This window comes from Ramlibacter sp. P4_H7, from assembly GCF_056400765.1.
This window is the reverse complement of the sequence record NZ_JBFUKP010000012.1, coordinates 79,961-95,136: the sequence shown is the minus strand read 5'-3', so window position 1 is coordinate 95,136 and position 15,176 is coordinate 79,961. Positions and strand designations below refer to the sequence as shown.

At 65.6% G+C, this 15,176-nt stretch carries 16 protein-coding genes and 1 tRNA gene; 6 read left to right on the top strand and 11 right to left on the bottom strand.

Annotated elements, in window-relative coordinates:
* Positions 1-37: 37 nt before the first annotated feature.
* The 3 genes from AC1DSA_RS17025 to AC1DSA_RS17015 all read right to left on the bottom strand — a co-directional run bounded on the left by AC1DSA_RS17025 (position 38) and on the right by AC1DSA_RS17015 (position 3,912).
* Positions 38-2,053, bottom strand: coding sequence for a TRAP transporter large permease (locus AC1DSA_RS17025; protein WP_477891275.1), 2,016 nt, complete (start codon positions 2,051-2,053; stop codon positions 38-40).
* Positions 2,054-2,055: 2 nt separating this feature from the next.
* Positions 2,056-2,709, bottom strand: coding sequence for a TRAP transporter small permease subunit (locus AC1DSA_RS17020; protein ID WP_477891273.1), 654 nt, complete (start codon positions 2,707-2,709; stop codon positions 2,056-2,058).
* A 90-nt stretch (positions 2,710-2,799) separates the two neighbouring features.
* Complete coding sequence (locus tag AC1DSA_RS17015) at positions 2,800-3,912, bottom strand: TRAP transporter substrate-binding protein (protein ID WP_477891271.1); 1,113 nt, start codon at positions 3,910-3,912, stop codon at positions 2,800-2,802.
* A 164-nt stretch (positions 3,913-4,076) separates the two neighbouring features.
* Between AC1DSA_RS17015 and AC1DSA_RS17010 the strand changes: the two genes are divergently transcribed.
* Genes AC1DSA_RS17010 through AC1DSA_RS16990 form a run of 5 tightly spaced genes read left to right on the top strand, consistent with a single transcriptional unit; the run spans position 4,077 to position 7,938 of the window.
* The gene (locus AC1DSA_RS17010) at positions 4,077-4,862 is read left to right on the top strand and encodes a fumarylacetoacetate hydrolase family protein (RefSeq protein WP_477891269.1); all 786 of its coding nucleotides are present in this window, start codon (positions 4,077-4,079) and stop codon (positions 4,860-4,862) included.
* Positions 4,863-4,898: 36 nt separating this feature from the next.
* Positions 4,899-5,345 carry a rhodanese-like domain-containing protein gene (locus tag AC1DSA_RS17005; RefSeq protein WP_477891268.1) on the top strand — a complete coding sequence of 149 codons (447 nt, stop codon included), beginning with the start codon at positions 4,899-4,901 and terminating at the stop codon, positions 5,343-5,345.
* A gap of 36 nt (positions 5,346-5,381) precedes the next feature.
* A complete protein-coding gene (gene argJ, locus AC1DSA_RS17000; RefSeq protein WP_477891266.1) occupies positions 5,382-6,608 on the top strand; it encodes a bifunctional glutamate N-acetyltransferase/amino-acid acetyltransferase ArgJ in 1,227 nt (408 codons plus the stop codon).
* On the top strand, positions 6,605-7,477 hold the full coding sequence (locus AC1DSA_RS16995; RefSeq protein ID WP_477891264.1) for an ATP-binding protein: 873 nt from the start codon (positions 6,605-6,607) through the stop codon (positions 7,475-7,477). The genes argJ and AC1DSA_RS16995 overlap by 4 nt, the downstream gene beginning before the upstream one ends.
* A gap of 5 nt (positions 7,478-7,482) precedes the next feature.
* A complete protein-coding gene (locus tag AC1DSA_RS16990; protein WP_477891409.1) occupies positions 7,483-7,938 on the top strand; it encodes an NUDIX domain-containing protein in 456 nt (151 codons plus the stop codon).
* Between the two features lie 4 nt (positions 7,939-7,942).
* Here the strand turns inward: AC1DSA_RS16990 and AC1DSA_RS16985 are convergent, their stop codons facing one another.
* From AC1DSA_RS16985 to AC1DSA_RS16950, 8 genes are all read right to left on the bottom strand, one after another.
* Positions 7,943-8,149, bottom strand: coding sequence for a DNA gyrase inhibitor YacG (locus AC1DSA_RS16985; protein WP_477891262.1), 207 nt, complete (start codon positions 8,147-8,149; stop codon positions 7,943-7,945).
* Positions 8,150-8,156: 7 nt separating this feature from the next.
* On the bottom strand, positions 8,157-8,909 hold the full coding sequence (gene zapD, locus AC1DSA_RS16980) for a cell division protein ZapD (protein ID WP_477891260.1): 753 nt from the start codon (positions 8,907-8,909) through the stop codon (positions 8,157-8,159).
* Between the two features lie 39 nt (positions 8,910-8,948).
* Positions 8,949-9,551 (bottom strand): dephospho-CoA kinase, encoded by a 603-nt coding sequence (gene coaE, locus AC1DSA_RS16975; protein WP_477891258.1) that lies wholly within the window; start codon positions 9,549-9,551, stop codon positions 8,949-8,951.
* A gap of 7 nt (positions 9,552-9,558) precedes the next feature.
* Positions 9,559-10,422 (bottom strand): prepilin peptidase, encoded by an 864-nt coding sequence (locus AC1DSA_RS16970; RefSeq protein WP_477891257.1) that lies wholly within the window; start codon positions 10,420-10,422, stop codon positions 9,559-9,561.
* The gene (locus AC1DSA_RS16965; RefSeq protein WP_477891255.1) at positions 10,422-11,633 is read right to left on the bottom strand and encodes a type II secretion system F family protein; all 1,212 of its coding nucleotides are present in this window, start codon (positions 11,631-11,633) and stop codon (positions 10,422-10,424) included. The genes AC1DSA_RS16970 and AC1DSA_RS16965 overlap by 1 nt, the downstream gene beginning before the upstream one ends.
* A 27-nt stretch (positions 11,634-11,660) precedes the next feature.
* Positions 11,661-13,394 (bottom strand): type IV-A pilus assembly ATPase PilB, encoded by a 1,734-nt coding sequence (gene pilB, locus AC1DSA_RS16960; protein ID WP_477891253.1) that lies wholly within the window; start codon positions 13,392-13,394, stop codon positions 11,661-11,663.
* A 196-nt stretch (positions 13,395-13,590) separates the two neighbouring features.
* Positions 13,591-13,667 (bottom strand) — tRNA-Pro (locus tag AC1DSA_RS16955).
* Between the two features lie 32 nt (positions 13,668-13,699).
* Positions 13,700-14,629 (bottom strand): polyprenyl synthetase family protein, encoded by a 930-nt coding sequence (locus AC1DSA_RS16950; RefSeq protein WP_477891407.1) that lies wholly within the window; start codon positions 14,627-14,629, stop codon positions 13,700-13,702.
* A 227-nt stretch (positions 14,630-14,856) separates the two neighbouring features.
* On the opposite strand from AC1DSA_RS16950, the gene rplU reads away from it, so the two are divergent.
* Positions 14,857-15,168, top strand: coding sequence for a 50S ribosomal protein L21 (gene rplU / locus AC1DSA_RS16945; RefSeq protein ID WP_477891251.1), 312 nt, complete (start codon positions 14,857-14,859; stop codon positions 15,166-15,168).
* Positions 15,169-15,176 lie beyond the last annotated feature (8 nt).

The window sequence follows — 15,176 nt, the reverse complement described above, 5'->3', positions numbered from 1 at the left end:
AAAAGGGCGCCTCGCGGCGCCCTTCCGTAAGCCCTGGTCAGCCGTTGCCGTACAGGTAATTCGGCAGCCAGAGGGTGAGGCCGGGCCAGACGTACATGAACACCATGCAGAGGATCACGATGAGCATGTACGGCATCATGCCCGCGAAGATCTGGTTGATCGTCACGTGGGACGGCGACACGCCCTTCAGGTAGAAGGCCGACATGGCCACCGGCGGCGACAGGAAGGCCGCCTGCAGGTTGACGAACACCAGCACGCCCCACAGCATGGGGTCGATCTGGAAATGCTGCAGCAGGGGCAGGAAGATGGGCACGAAGATCACGATGATCTCGGTCCATTCCAGCGGCCAGCCCAGCACGAAGATGATCGCCTGCGACAGCAGCAGGAACTGGATCGGCGACAAGTTCAGGCTCAACACCCAGTGCTCCACCAGGCTCTGGCCGCCCAGGATGGCGAAGACCGCGGAGAAGATCGCCGAGCCGATGAACAGCCAGCACACCATGGCGGTCGTCTTGGCCGTGAGGAACACCGCCTCCTTGATCTTCTGGAAGTTCAGCGTGCCTGCCTGCCACGCCATCAGGAACGCGCCTGCTGCGCCGACGCCCGCCGACTCCGTCGCCGTGGTGATGCCGAACAGGATCACTGCCAGCACCACGAAGGTCAGGATCGCCAGCGGCATCACCGAGGACGTGAGCATGCGCAGGATCTCGAACTGTTCGGCGTCGAACGTCCAGTAGTACCAGGCCAGCGCCAGCGCAATCAGCGCCGACACGATCCAGAACCCCGTGTAGAACGCCGGCGGTACGGCCACGTGCTCCGTTTCCGCCTGCGGTTCGTCCAGGCGCTTGAGCGTGTCGCCCGAGGACGCCGCCGCATTGGTGCTGTCGGAGCCTGGCGGCTCCTGCAGGGCGCCGGCAGCGGCCGGGGCGGCCTCCGACCCGGGGGGCTCGCTTAGGCCGGAACTGGCGGCAGGCGGTTCCGTGAGCGCCGTGGAGGATGCGCCCGTACCGCCGGCAGCCGGCGGCTCCTGCAGGCCGCCGCCCGCCGGCACGGGTCCCGGCACGTCCTGCGACTTGCCCACGCTCGCCACCTGCTTTTCGGCGGGTTGCGTGGCGGTGATGGCCGGGCGGTCGTCCTTCTGCGAGTAGATCACCACGTACCACCAGGTGACGCCCATCGTGACCACCGCCAGCAGCAGCGGCACGAAGGAAATGCCCAGCGCGCGCAGGATGCGCCCGGCGCCGAGTGGCGACGCCAGGCTGACGGCGCCGCCCTGTGCGGGAACGGCCAGCGCCTTGCGCGGCGACAGCGCGGCGGCGAAGAGGGCCGGCACCATCCGCGGCGAATAAGTCGCCGACAGGTGCGTGAGCCACTCGGGGATCGGAACCTTCATCTTTTCCGGCGGCAGCTTGGGCGCGATCTTCGGGTTGATGAGCACCCAGCCGATCACGTAGATGAGGTACAGCAGCGCCAGGAAGAATCCCGGGAACATGGCGGCTGCATAGAGCTTGACCACGGACTGCCCTGCAACCGCCGCGTACACGATGATCATCACCGAAGGCGGGATCAGGATGCCCAGCGTGCCCCCGGCCGTGATCACCCCCGAGGCGAGCCGGACGTCGTAGCCGGCGTTGAGCATCGGGCGCATCGCGATCACGCCCATCAGGACGACCACCGCGCCGACCAGCCCCGACGCGATGCCCCAGAACGTGCAGATGATCAGCGTGGTGACGGCCAGCGATCCCGGGACGCGCCGGAATGCGAGCTGCACGCTGTGGAACATCTTGTCCACCAGCGCCCCGCGTTCCATCACGTATCCCATGAGAACGAACAGCGGGATGGACAGCAGGGTGTCGTTGTTCATCGCCCCGAAGGCGCGCTGCACCATCAGGTCGAAGATCTTGTTGTTCCAGAAGTGGACGCCCGGATCGTAGAAGGCCACCCACCCGAACATGATGCCGAGGCCCATGAGGGTGAAGGCGGTCGGAAACCCCATCATGATCACCACCACGATGAGGGCGAGCATCGTCATGCCCAGTGCTGCGTCGCTCATCATCACTCCTGCTGCATCCGCTGGCGCGCGGCGTCGTCGATGGATTTGGCACGGGCGATCGCGTCACGGCGCGCGTCTTCGTCCACGTAGGTGCTCCCGGCGAGCTGCTGCTCCACCACGTCGATCTCTTCGGCGTCGTCCAGGCGCGGCGTCCACTCGCCACGGCGCAGGCACACGACGCAGCGAACCATCTCCGAAATGCCTTGCAGCAGCACGGTGGCGCCGGCGATGGGAATGATGAACTTGAAGGGATAGATGGGCAGCGGCGTCGCGTTGAACGTCGTTTCGCGGATCTTCAGCGCGTCGCCGGCGTACACCCAGCCGGCATACGTCAGCGCCAGGATGCCGGGCAGGAAGAACGCGACGTAGAGCACGAGGTCGAGCGCGGCCTGGCGGCGCGGCGGCATGCTGCCGTAAAGAAAGTCGCCCCGCACGTGCCCGTCGTGCGCGAGCGCATAGGCGCCCGACATCATGAACAGGGTGCCGTACATCATGTTGCTCACGTCGAACACCCAAGCGGTCGGCATGTTGAGGATGTAGCGCTTGAACACCTCGACGCAGACCAGGAGCATCAGGGCCACGATCAGCCAGGCGAACGCCTTGCCGACCAGGGTATTGAAGGATTCCACGCCATGCAGCAGTTTGTCGATCGTCATAAGTTGTAGTGGTGTTTCGACTTCCTCGCGCAAAAAAACGGCCAGCGCCGGGACTGCCCCGATGCTGGCCGCCGCGGGGCGGGGCTCGCGTCAGGTCTTCTTCGTGCCGAAGTAACGGTTCCAGGCCATCTTGAAATCGACCTCGTAGTCGAACTGCCACTGGCCCGCGCGCTGGGCGAAGGCGCGCTGCGAATCCAGCACGCGCTTGAAGAACGGGTTGTCGGTCGATTTCTTCGCCACGACCCGGTCCCACGCATCCAGCTGGGCCTTCAGGATGGCGTCGGGCGTCTTGTAGAAGGCGACCTTGTCCTTGGTCTTCAGGTCGATGTAGTCCTGCGAATTGCGGTGGATCGCCTTCCAGGAGAAGTCGGCCGAGGCGGCCTGTACGGCGTAGTCGATGATGGACTTGAGCTCCGGCGCGAGGGCGTTGTACTTGCCCTTGTTGAACAGCACCTCGAACTGCTCGCCCGACTGGTGGAAGCTTTGCAGCATGCAGTTCTTCGCCACGTCGGGAAAGCCGAGCGCGCGGTCGGACGATGCGTTGTTGAACTCGGCGGCCTCGATCAGGCCGCGGTCCAGCGCCGGCACGATCTCGCCGCCGGGCAGCGGGTTGACCGCGGCGCCCAGGTCGGTGAAGAGGTCCACCGCCAGGCCCACCGTGCGGTACTTGAGGCCCTTCATCTGGGAGACGTTGGAAATGGGTTTCTTGAACCAGCCGAGCGGCTGCGTCTGCATCGGCCCGTAGAGGTACGACACCACGTCCATGTTGATGGACTTGTAGATTTCCTCCAGCAGCGCCTTGCCGCCGCCGTAGTAGTGCCAGGACAGCACCATGTTCGGATTCATGCCGAAGGCCGGGCCCGATCCCCACAGCGCCAGGGCCGAGTTCTTGCCGTAGTGGTACGCGACCACCCCGTGGCCGCCGTCCAGCGTGCCCTTGTTCACCGCTTCCAGCAGCTGGAAAGCCGGCACGACCGCGCCGGAGGGCAGCACCTCGATCTTCAGGCGGTTGCCCGCCATGTCGTTCACCTTCTTCGCGAAGTCCTGTGCGAACTCATGGAAGATGTCCTTGGCCGGCCAGGTGCTCTGGAAGCGGAACGCCGTGGTCTGCGCGACGGCCACCATCGGCGCCGACATGGCGCCGGCGGCAACGGCGGCGCCCTTCAACAGGCTGCGACGACGAGGGGTCTGGGGGGTGGTCATGCCTTGTCTCCTTGCGTTGGTATCGTTAGCAAGCTATCTTTGTTTCCGCTCCTGCAAGCCAGTAATAGGGTTTGTACGGAGCGATCACACAAAGCGACAAGGGATAGCTGACAAGACCCTGTCGCCCTGCATTCAAGAATCGAGAGACCTAGGAGACATCAACGATGGACAGACGTCATTTCTTCCATGGCACCGCCGCGGCCGCCGCTGCAGGGCTCGCCGGCTGCGCGACCACGGGCATGGGCGCCGGCACGGGCCGAACGCCTTTCCCGGTGGCCGGCGCGACCATCCCGGTGGCAGGGTCCGACATGGTGTTCCCCGTGCGGCGCATCTACTGCATAGGCCGCAACTACCGCGCGCACTCCATCGAGATGGGATCCAACCCGGACCGCGAGCCGCCGTTCTTCTTCCAGAAGCCCACCGACGCGATCCAGAACGTGGCGCCGGGCGCGGTCGCCGACCACCCCTACCCTTCGCTCACCAAGAACTACCACTACGAGGTGGAGCTGGTGGCGGCGATCGGCCGGGGAGGGCGCAACATCCCCGTGGCAAGCGCGCTCGACCATGTGTGGGGCTACACGCTGGGGCTGGACATGACCCGGCGGGATCTCCAGCGCGCGATGGGCGACGAGAAGAAACCCTGGGAGATCGGGAAGAGCTTCGACCACTCCGCCCCCATCGGCCCGCTGTTTCCGGTCGCGCAGATCGGCCACTTCCAACAGGGTGCCATCTGGCTGAAGGTGAACGGCCAGACCAAGCAGAACGCCAACCTGAACCAGATGATCTGGTCGGTGGCCGAGCAGATCGCCAAGCTGTCGGAAGCCAACGAGCTGTTCCCCGGCGACATCATCTACTCGGGAACCCCCGAGAACGTGGGTCCGGTGGTGCGCGGCGACGTGATGGAAATCCACATCGACAAGCTCCCCAACCTCAGCGTCCGCGTCGTCTGAAGACCCCGGCGGCGTCGCGCTGGCAAAATCGCCGGCATGAACGCCGCCGCATCTCCTTCCCCCACCGTCAACCGGGATGTGCCGCGCCCCGCGCAAGGCTATGCCGGGGACGTCACGCCCGAGCTGGCCTGCCGCTGGTGGCAGGCGGGCGATGCAGTGCTCATCGACGTGCGCACCGATGCCGAGCGCGAATGGGTCGGCTTCGTGCCGGGTGCCGTGGGGCTGTCATGGAAGCAATGGCCGGGGATGCAGATCAATCCCGGCTTCGACGAGGCCCTCCGCGCCGCCGTGCCGCCCGGCAAGAAGGCCGTCCTGCTCTGCCGCAGCGGCATCCGCTCGATTGCCGCTGCCCGCCGCGCCACCGAACTCGGCCTGGAGGCGTACAACATCCTGGAAGGCTTCGAGGGCGATGCCGACGAGCAGGGGCACCGCGGCCGCAAGGGCGGCTGGCGCCTGCTCGGCCTGCCCTGGCGCCAGAACTGAGGCGCCCGTTTCTTTTCTTTCGACAAAGGTCCATCCATGGCAGTCAACCTGAGCGCCCCGGGCGCGGAATCGCTGCACCCCGTCGCGGGGGTGCGCATCGGCGTGGCCGAGGCCGGCATCCGCAAGGCGAACCGCAAGGACCTCACGGTCTTCCTGCTCGACGAGGGATCGGCGGTGGCGGGCGTGTTCACCCAGAACCGTTTCTGCGCCGCACCGGTGCAGGTGTGCCGTGACCACCTGGCCCGCGGCGACATCCGCGCGATGGTGATCAACACCGGCAACGCCAACGCCGGCACGGGCGAGGACGGCCTGGTGCGCGCACGCACGACCTGCGTTGCCGCCGCGCGCCTGCTCGACATCGCACCGGAACAAGTGCTGCCGTTTTCCACCGGCGTGATCATGGAGCCGCTGCCGGTCGACCGCATCCAGGCGGGGCTGCCGGCCGCCCTGGCGGATGCGCAGGCGTCGCACTGGCTGCGGGCCGCCGAAGGCATCATGACCACCGACACGCTGCCCAAGGCCTTCAGCCGCCAGTTGCGCATCGACGGTGCCACCGTCACGGTCACCGGCATCAGCAAGGGGGCCGGGATGATCCGGCCCAACATGGCCACCATGCTCGGCTTCCTCGCCACCGACGCGAAGGTCGACGCGAAGCTGCTGCCGGGCCTGGCGTTCGACTTGGCCGAGGGCTCGTTCAACCGCGTGACGGTGGACGGCGACACTTCCACCAACGATTCGTTCGTAGTGGTCGCCACCAACAAGGCACAGCATGCGGCCATCACCTCCTTCGACTCGCCTGCCGGGCAAGCCCTGAAGGCGGCGATGCTGGACGTGGCGCGCCTGCTCGCGCAGGCGATCGTGCGCGACGGCGAGGGCGCCACCAAGTTCATCACGGTGCGCGTGGAAGGTGGCAAGAACGCCGCGGAGTGCCGGCAGGTGGCCTACGCCATCGCCCACTCGCCGCTGGTCAAGACCGCCTTCTTCGCGAGCGATCCCAACCTGGGCCGCATCCTGGCGGCCGTGGGCTACGCGGGCATCGACGACCTGGACCAGACGAAGATCGAGCTGCACCTGGACGATGTGCACGTGGCGACCCAGGGCGGGCGCAACCCGTCGTACCGCGAAGAAGATGGCCAGCGCGTGATGAAGAAGGCGGAGATCACTGTTCGCGTGGGCCTGGGCCGCGGCAGCGCGGCCGACCAGGTGTGGACCTGCGACTTCAGCCACGACTACGTGACGATCAACGCCGACTACCGCTCATGACCGACAAGTTCGATACGCTCATCGCGCGTGCCACGCAGCTCCTGGACCGCATCGAGGCGATCCTGCCGCAGCCCCTCACGTCCCCCGACTGGAACGCCGCCATCGCCTGGCGCTACCGCAAGCGCTCCAGCGGGCATGGCGTCATGGAGCCCGTCAGGCACGTGGCCGCCATCGGCCTCGAAGACCTGAAGGAAATCGATGCGCAGAAGGAGAAGATCGAGCGCAACACGCTGCAGTTCGTGCAGGGGCATCCCGCCAACAACGTGCTGCTGACCGGGGCGCGCGGCACCGGGAAATCTTCGCTGATCAAGGCCTGCCTGAACGCCTATGCCGGCCGGGGCCTGCGGCTGATCGAGGTGGACAAGGCCGACCTGACCGACCTGCCGGACATCGTCGACGTGGTGTCGGGCCGGCCGGAGAAGTTCGTGGTGTTCTGCGACGACCTGAGCTTCGAGGAAGGCGAGCCAGGGTACAAGGCGCTCAAGTCCATCCTGGACGGCTCGGTGGCCGCCTCCACGCCGAACGTGCTGATCTATGCCACGAGCAACCGGCGCCACCTGCTGCCCGAGTACATGAAGGAAAACCTCACCTACACGCACACCGCCGACGGAGAGGTCCATCCGGGCGAGGTGGTGGAGGAAAAGATTTCCCTGTCCGAACGCTTCGGCCTGTGGGTGAGCTTCTATCCCTTCAGCCAGGACGAATACCTGCACATCACCGCGACCTGGCTGGAGCACTTCGGCGTGCCGAAGGCCGAGATCGAGGCCGCGCGTCCGCAGGCCCTGGTGTGGGCCCTGGAGCGCGGCTCCCGCAGTGGCCGGGTCGCGTACCAGTTCGCCCGGGACTACGCGGGACGGCACCACGCGTGAACGGGGTGCTCGTTGCCGATGGGGATCGCCCGCGCGAAGGCGGGCCGGATCGCAAGGAAGTGGAAGTTGCCGTGGGGGTGCTGCTGCGCGACGACGGCGCCTTCCTGCTGACCTCACGGCCCCCTGGCAAGGTGTACGAGGGCTACTGGGAATTTCCCGGCGGCAAGGTGGAGTCCGGGGAGAGCGTCGAAGAGGCGCTGCGCCGGGAATTGCAGGAGGAGATCGGCGTCACGATCGGCGCGGTCCATCCCTGGCGGGTGGAACGCGTCGACTACCCGCACGCGCTGGTCCGGCTGAACTTCTGCAAGGTCTACGATTGGACGGGCGACCTGCACATGCACGAAGGCCAGCAGTTCGCCTGGCAGCAGTTGCCCGTCACGGTCGGGCCGGTGCTCCCGGGGACCGTGCCCGTGCTGCGCTGGTTTGCCGAAGAGCGCGCCTACCCCGGCGCGACGCACTGAAGCTTCACTGTTCCTTGGGGTCGCCGAACGGCAGGTCGTCCGCAGGGGACTCGTCCGGCACCCGGAAACTCTCGCTGGCCCAGGCGCCGAAATCCAGGTTCTTGCACCGTTCGCTGCAGAACGGCCGAAAGGCATTGCTGGGCGCGAACACGCTGTCGCCGCCGCAGGCGGGGCAGCGCACGATGCGGGGCTTGTCGGCACGCGTCGCCATCTCGACCTCACGCGCAGAGGGTCAGTTCGAAAGGGGTGTTGTCGCTGCTGGCCTGCATGCGGTCGCTCTCCTGCCGCATCATGCGAACGGAGACGATCAGCCGATTGCCGCTGATTTCGGGCACCACGCCGAGGGCTGGATCGATGCGCAGTCGCAGCAGCTGGAAGGTGCGACCCTGCGGCAACGTCTGCTGCAACTGTCCGCCGGTGGCGATCACCTTCTGAGGCGCGCCCGAATCGCGCAGCAGGCGCAGCAGCAGGTGGATCGACTCGGCGAGCGGCGCCAGCGTGGTCGCCCAGCGCTCCAGGTCGGCCCGACGCTGCTCCGGCGGCAGATGCTGCCAGGCGTAGTAACCGGGCAGGTCGAACTCGCAGGTGCCGCCGGGGATGCCAGCGCGGCTGCGGATGCTCATCAGCCACTCGTTCTCGGTGAGCGGCTGCCCGGCCTTGCCCGGCGTACCGTTGACGACGCTGAAGCAGGACTCGATCTGCGCGATCACGCCGTCCAGGGCCTTCTCGGAAATGGCGGGATTGCCGCGGTATCCGTTCATGACCTGTTTCTGGCGTTCCAGGTCCTTCAGCACGTCCGACTTGAGGTCCGCCCGCGCTGCCACGTCCATCACTTCGAAGATGGTGGCGAGCGCATAGTGGTGGTCAAGGGGATGGCTGCGCGGGATCAGCTCGCCCAGGCGGCGGAACAGGTGTTCCAGCCGCAGGTAGGTCCGGATGCGTTCGTTGAAGGGATATTCGTAGAGGATCACGCGCGGGCGTTGGGCGGACAGGCAGGAAGCAGGGCGCCATCATAGCCCGAAGGTCCGGGCGGCCTGTTCCACTTCGTTGCGCAGGGCTTGCAGGTTCAGCCCTTCGTTGCAGATCACGAGGTCGGCGGCCGCGAGCCGCAGCGCGCGCGGGGCCTGCGCGGCGATGATGGCGCGCACCTCCCCGGCGGACAAGCCACTGCGGGCGATGACGCGGGCAACCTGGGTCTCCGGTTCGCAGTCCACGACCAGGACGCGGTCCACCTCCCGGCGCCAGCGGCCGGACTCCACCAGCAGCGGGATGTCGAACACGATGCAGCGCGCGCCGGCGGCGAGGGCCGCATCGACCTGCCGTGCGATCTCTTCGGCCACGAGTGGATGGATGATCTGTTCGAGTTCGCGGCGCGCGTCGGGATGGGCATAAGCGCGCTCGCGCATCTTCATGCGGTCCAGCGCGCCTTCGGGGGTGATGAACTCCGGGCCGAACACCTGCGCAATCCGGGGGATGGCAACGCCACCCGCCGCCGTGGTGGCGCGTGAGATGGCGTCGGCATCGACGGCGGCGGCGCCCAGCTCCTGGAGCATCGCCAGCACGGTGCTCTTGCCGCTGCCGATTCCGCCCGTGAGCCCGATGCGCACGGCCATGGCTGTCCTAGGCGCCGAAGGGGAAGGCGAAGGGCAAGAGGGCGGGCAGCGCCGCAGGACTCAGCGCCAGGGCCAGCAGCCCGGCGCCGGCTAGGTAAGGCCCGAAGGGCATGGGAATGTCCTTGTTGGCCAGCTTGCCGACGACGATCAGCAGCACGCCGATCACGGCGCCCACCATGGACGACATCAGGATGATGGCGAGCAGGAACGGCGCGCCCAACCATGCTCCGAGGGCGGCCAGCAACTTGAAGTCACCGTAACCCATGCCTTCCTTGCCGGTGGCGAGCTTGTAGGCCTGGAAGATCATCCAGAAGACGCCATAGCCCAGCGCGGCGCCCCACACCGAAGAGGCGAGAGGGACGGTCCACCCGAGGGCCGAGGCGAGAAGACCCAGCCACAGCAGCGTGTAGTTCAGGTCATCCGGGAGGATCTGCGTGTCCATGTCGATGAGGAACAGGCAGATCAGGAGGGCGGCAAACGCGGCCCATGCAGCTGCCTGGAGGGTCAGTCCCCAGCGCCATCCGCACAACGCAAAGAAGCCGGCGGTGATCAGTTCGACCAGAGGGTAACGCAAGCTGATGGGCGACTTGCATTCGGAGCACCGTCCTCGCAGCACCAGCCAGCTGACCACGGGGATGTTCTCGTACCAGCGGATCACGTGTCCGCAGCGCGGGCAGCGTGAGCGCGGGACCACCAGGTTGAAAGGTTCCTGTGGCTCCAGCGCCTGGCCCGTGTACTCTGCGCACTCCCCGGCCCATTGGCGTTCGAGCATCTTCGGCAACCGATGGATGACGACATTGAGGAAACTGCCGACCAGGAGGCCGAGGACGCCGGCGATCACCGCCGCGTCCCATCCTGCACCGAACGCCATCAGACGACCGAGCCCAGCTTGAAGATGGGCAGGTACATGGAGACCACGATGCCGCCGATGATGCCGCCCAGGAACACGATGATCACCGGCTCCATCAGGCTGGAAAGGCCGGCCACCATGTCATCGACCTCGGCTTCGTAGAAGTCCGCGGCCTTGCCCAGCATGTGGTCGATGGAGCCCGACTCTTCGCCGATCGCGCACATCTGCAGCACCATGGACGGGAACACGTTGGCGTTGGTCATCGCCGCGGTCAGGCTGGTGCCGGTCGACACCTCCTGCTGGATGCGCTGGGTCGCCATCTCGTACACCGAGTTGCCGGAGGCTCCGCCGACGGAGTCCAGGGCTTCCACCAGCGGCACCCCCGCCGCGAACATGGTCGACAAGGTGCGCGTCCAGCGCGCGATCACGGACTTGAAGACAAGGTCCCCGAACACCGGCAGTTTCAGCATGAGCCGGTCCATGAATTGCTGGACCTTCACGTTGCGCTTCCAGGCCTGCATGAAGAAATAAAGGCCGCCGCCAATGCTGCCAAAGATCAGCCACCACCACTTCACGAAGATCTCGCTCAGCCCGATCACGAACAGCGTGGGAGCAGGCAAATCCGCCCCAAAGGAGGTGAACACTTCCTTGAACGCAGGGATCACGAAGATCATGATCACCGAGACCACCACGAAAGCCACGACCACCACGGCGATCGGGTACATCAGGGCGGACTTGATCTTGGACTTGATCGCCTCCGTCTTTTCCATGTAGGTCGCGAGCCGATCGAGCAGGCTCTCGAGAATACCCGCCGCCTCGCCCGCTTCCACCAGGTTGCAGTACAGGCTGTCGAAGTAGAGGGGGTACTTGCGGAAGGCGGCGGAAAGCGAAGTGCCGGTTTCCACGTCGAGACGGATGTCGTTCAGCAGCTTGGTCACGCTGGCATTGGCGTTGCCGCGTCCCACGATGTCGAAGGACTGCAGCAGCGGCACGCCTGCCTTCATCATCGTCGCGAGCTGGCGCGTGAAGATCGCGATGTCCTTGGGCCTGATCTTCTGGCCCGAACGCATCTTGCGCTTCTTGATTTTCGTGGGCGAAACGCCCTGCCGGCGCAGCGACGCCATGACCTGGTTCTCGCCGGCGGCACGGGTTTCCCCGCGCACCTGCTTGCCGTTGCGGTCCCGGCCCTCCCACTCGAAGACGAATTCCTTGGTTGCGGTAGCGGTGGCCATCAGGGCTCCTCTTTGCGTCTTGCGCTTTTATTCGTTCGTGACAGCCAGCACTTCCTCGAGGGAAGTCAGACCGAGCTTGACCTTGTTCAGGCCGGACTCGCGCAGGCTCCTCACGCCCTCCTTGCGCGCCTGTTCGGCGATCTCGAGCGCACTGCCGTCGGCCAGGATGATCCGTTGCATGTCCTCGCCGATGGGCATCACCTGGTAGATGCCGACGCGGCCCTTGTAGCCGTTGTTGCACGCCGAGCAGCCCACCGGGTGGTAGGGCGTCCAGGATCCGTCGACTTCCTCTTCCTTGAAACCCGCATCGATCAGGGTCTCATAGGGTATATCCATCGGCTTCTTGCACTGCGCGCAGAGGCGGCGCGCCAGGCGCTGGGCGGTGATCAGGATCACCGACGATGCAATGTTGAAGGGCGCGATGCCCATGTTGCGCATCCGCGTGAGCGTCGTGGGTGCGTCGTTGGTGTGGAGCGTGGACATCACGAGGTGGCCGGTCTGGGCCGCCTTGATGGCGATGTCCGCGGTCTCGAGGTCCCGGATTTCGCCGACCATGATGATGTCCGGGTCCTGCCGGAGGAACGATTTCAGCGCTGCGGCGAACGTCAATCCCGCCTTGTCGTTCACGTTCACCTGGTTGACGCCGGGCAGGTTGATTTCCGCCGGATCCTCCGCGGTGGAGATGTTCACGCCCGGCTTGTTCAAGAGATTCAGGCAGGTGTACAGGGACACCGTCTTGCCGGAGCCGGTTGGCCCGGTGACCAGGATCATCCCGTAGGGGCGGCCGATGGCTTCCATCAGCCGCTCTTTTTCCTCCGGTTCGTAGCCCAGCGCATCGATGCCCAGCCTGGCGCTGCTGGGATCCAGGATACGGATCACGATCTTCTCGCCGAACAGCGTGGGCAGCGTCGAAACGCGGAAGTCGATCACCCGATCGGGGCCCACCTTCAGCTTCATCCGGCCGTCCTGCGGAACCCGCTTCTCGGAGATGTCCATGCGGGAGATCACCTTGATGCGGGAAGCGAGCTTTTCCTTGATGGCGACCGGCGGGGAAGCGATCTCGCGCAGTTCGCCGTCGACCCGGAAGCGGACGCGGTATTGGTGCTCGTAAGGTTCGAAATGCAGGTCCGAGGCGCGCGCACCGATCGCGTCCAGCAGCATCTTGTGCAGGAACTTGACGACCGGGGCGTCGTCGACGTCGGAGGTCGCACCCTTATCGTCCTCGTCCCCGGTGGAAGTGTCGATGTTCGATTCATCGAACTCGAAATCGTCGCCGATGATGCTGTCCATGGCCTCGGTGGCCGTGGTGGCGAGGCCCTCCACCATCTTGGTCAGCTTGTCGTACTCGGCGATCACCCAGTCCACGCCCATCTGCGTGGCGAACTTGATCTTGTCGGCCGCTTGCTGGTCGGACGGGTCCGCGGTGGCGACGATCAGCCGGTTGTTCCGCTTCGACAGGACCACGACCCGGTAGGCCTGGCAGATCTTGGCGTCCAGGAGGCCTTTGGGCAGGCGTTGGAGGTCGATCGCGTCCAGGTCGAGCACCGGTGCTCCGAACGCCGTGGACATGGTGTGGGCCAGGTCGGCGGCGGACACGGCGCCCGATCCCGTGAGTTCCGCAATGAAGCTGGTCCGGTTCGCCTGTGCCTTCCGGTACGTCTCTTCGGCCGCTTTCTGCCCGAGCTTGCCCGCGGAAACGAGCGCGCGGCCGAGGCCCGGGAGGGCGATGGAGGCTTCGGTGATCGGATCGACAGCGGCCATGGACTTGGGATTCAGGGGACGGATGGGTCCGACCCAGGCAAAAGTTACCGCCTCATCATCCCGAAAAGCCGAGTTGGTGTAAATCTGAACGGCCTGCGCCGGGCGTCAGCGTTGGAATGAAGTCACGGCGCGACGCGTCGAGTGTCGTCCGCGCAATGACTTGTTACTGACGGATGGAAGAAGACCAGTTGCAAACTGGTCGGGGTGAGAGGATTCGAACCTCCGGCCTCTACGTCCCGAACGTAGCGCTCTACCAGGCTAAGCTACACCCCGATTTCCGCGACACGCCGCGTGCTGAGGGATCCTCAGTTGCGACGCTGCAGCAGTGAAGCCGCCAATTGTACCAAAGCCTGAGCATGCTCATTCGTTGGGAGCTGTGCGGCGGCTGACATCGCGCGCTTTGCTTCGGCCGATGCCGCGTCGCGCGCGACCTCCAGGGCGCCCGTTTCCTGCACGATGCGGATGACTTCGTCGAGTTCCCCCGTCGCCCCGTGCTCGATGGCGTGTCGCAGGAGCCCGCGTTCGGTGTCGCCTGCACGCCGCATGGCAGCGATCAAGGGCAAGGTCACTTTTCCTTCGCGCAGGTCGTCGCCAAGGTTCTTCCCCATTTCTCCCGCATCGCCGGCGTAGTCCAGCACGTCGTCGATCACCTGGAATGCCGTTCCCAAGGCCTGGCCGTAGACGGCGCACGCCTCCTCGACGCTCGGCGTGGCCTTGGCCAGCACGGCGGCCAGGCGTGCGCTCGCCTCGAAGAGCTTCGCCGTCTTGGAGCGGATCACTTGCAGGTAGGCAGCCTCGTCGAGCTCGGGGTCGTGCATGTTCATCAATTGCATGACCTCCCCTTCGGCGATCACGTTGGTGGCCTCGGCCAGGATCTCCATGACGCGCATGTCGTGGGCATCCAGCATCATCTGGAAGGCGCGGGAATAGAGGAAATCGCCCACCAGTACGCTGGCCGGATTGCCGAAGCTCTCGTTGGCCGTGGCACGGCCTCGCCGCAGCGTCGACTCGTCGACGACATCGTCGTGCAGGAGCGTGGCGGTATGGATGAACTCCACCACCGCCGCCAGGTTGAAGCGCTGTTCGCCGCGAAATCCGAGCGCGCCGCATACCAAGAGGAGCAGCGCAGGGCGCAGCCGCTTGCCGCCCGACGAAATGATGTAGCGCGACACCTCGCCGACCAGGGGAACGCCCGAGTCGAGGCGACGGGCGATGACGGCATCGACTTCCCGCATGTCGTCCGCGATGAGGGTTAGCACGGAGGCGACGCTGGAAGAGGAATCGGTCAAGACAGGGATCCGCGGAGTTGCAGGATTATAGGAAGGGCTCTGCAGCCCTCTCCCCGGACGGGCGCCCTGCCTTGTGAGCGCCTACAAACTATGCTAGAATCGCCGGCTTTTCCGGAAATCCGTCCGGGAAAACGAGGGCCCTTCGATGGGCCGTCCCATTTGTGAGGTCAACCATGTACGCGGTCATAAAAACCGGGGGCAAGCAGTATCGCGTTGCTTCCGGCGACAAGATCAAAGTAGAACAGATTGCTGCGGACATCGGCCAGGAAATCACGATCGACCAAGTTCTCGCTGTCGGCAACGGCGGCGACCTGAAGATCGGCGTCCCCCTGGTGTCCGGTGCCACGGTAAAAGCCACGATCGTGGCGCACGGCAAGCACGAGAAAGTGCGCATTTTCAAGATGCGTCGCCGCAAGCACTACCAGAAGCACCAAGGCCATCGCCAGCAATACACCGAGCTCCAGATCGGTGCGATCGCCGGTTAAGGAGAACG

Excerpts from the sequence above, each read along its gene's own strand:
- AC1DSA_RS17025 (WP_477891275.1), bottom strand. The coding sequence starts at position 2,053 with ATGAGCGACGCAGCACTGGGCATGACGATGCTCGCCCTCATCGTGGTG.
- AC1DSA_RS17020 (WP_477891273.1), bottom strand. The coding sequence starts at position 2,709 with ATGACGATCGACAAACTGCTGCATGGCGTGGAATCCTTCAATACCCTG.
- AC1DSA_RS17015 (WP_477891271.1), bottom strand. The coding sequence starts at position 3,912 with ATGACCACCCCCCAGACCCCTCGTCGTCGCAGCCTGTTGAAGGGCGCC.
- AC1DSA_RS17010 (WP_477891269.1), top strand. The coding sequence starts at position 4,077 with ATGGACAGACGTCATTTCTTCCATGGCACCGCCGCGGCCGCCGCTGCA.
- AC1DSA_RS17005 (WP_477891268.1), top strand. The coding sequence starts at position 4,899 with ATGAACGCCGCCGCATCTCCTTCCCCCACCGTCAACCGGGATGTGCCG.
- argJ (WP_477891266.1), top strand. The coding sequence starts at position 5,382 with ATGGCAGTCAACCTGAGCGCCCCGGGCGCGGAATCGCTGCACCCCGTC.
- AC1DSA_RS16995 (WP_477891264.1), top strand. The coding sequence starts at position 6,605 with ATGACCGACAAGTTCGATACGCTCATCGCGCGTGCCACGCAGCTCCTG.
- AC1DSA_RS16985 (WP_477891262.1), bottom strand. The coding sequence starts at position 8,149 with ATGGCGACGCGTGCCGACAAGCCCCGCATCGTGCGCTGCCCCGCCTGC.
- coaE (WP_477891258.1), bottom strand. The coding sequence starts at position 9,551 with ATGGCCGTGCGCATCGGGCTCACGGGCGGAATCGGCAGCGGCAAGAGC.
- AC1DSA_RS16970 (WP_477891257.1), bottom strand. The coding sequence starts at position 10,422 with ATGGCGTTCGGTGCAGGATGGGACGCGGCGGTGATCGCCGGCGTCCTC.
- AC1DSA_RS16965 (WP_477891255.1), bottom strand. The coding sequence starts at position 11,633 with ATGGCCACCGCTACCGCAACCAAGGAATTCGTCTTCGAGTGGGAGGGC.
- pilB (WP_477891253.1), bottom strand. The coding sequence starts at position 13,394 with ATGGCCGCTGTCGATCCGATCACCGAAGCCTCCATCGCCCTCCCGGGC.
- AC1DSA_RS16950 (WP_477891407.1), bottom strand. The coding sequence starts at position 14,629 with ATGCGGGAAGTCGATGCCGTCATCGCCCGTCGCCTCGACTCGGGCGTT.
- rplU (WP_477891251.1), top strand. The coding sequence starts at position 14,857 with ATGTACGCGGTCATAAAAACCGGGGGCAAGCAGTATCGCGTTGCTTCC.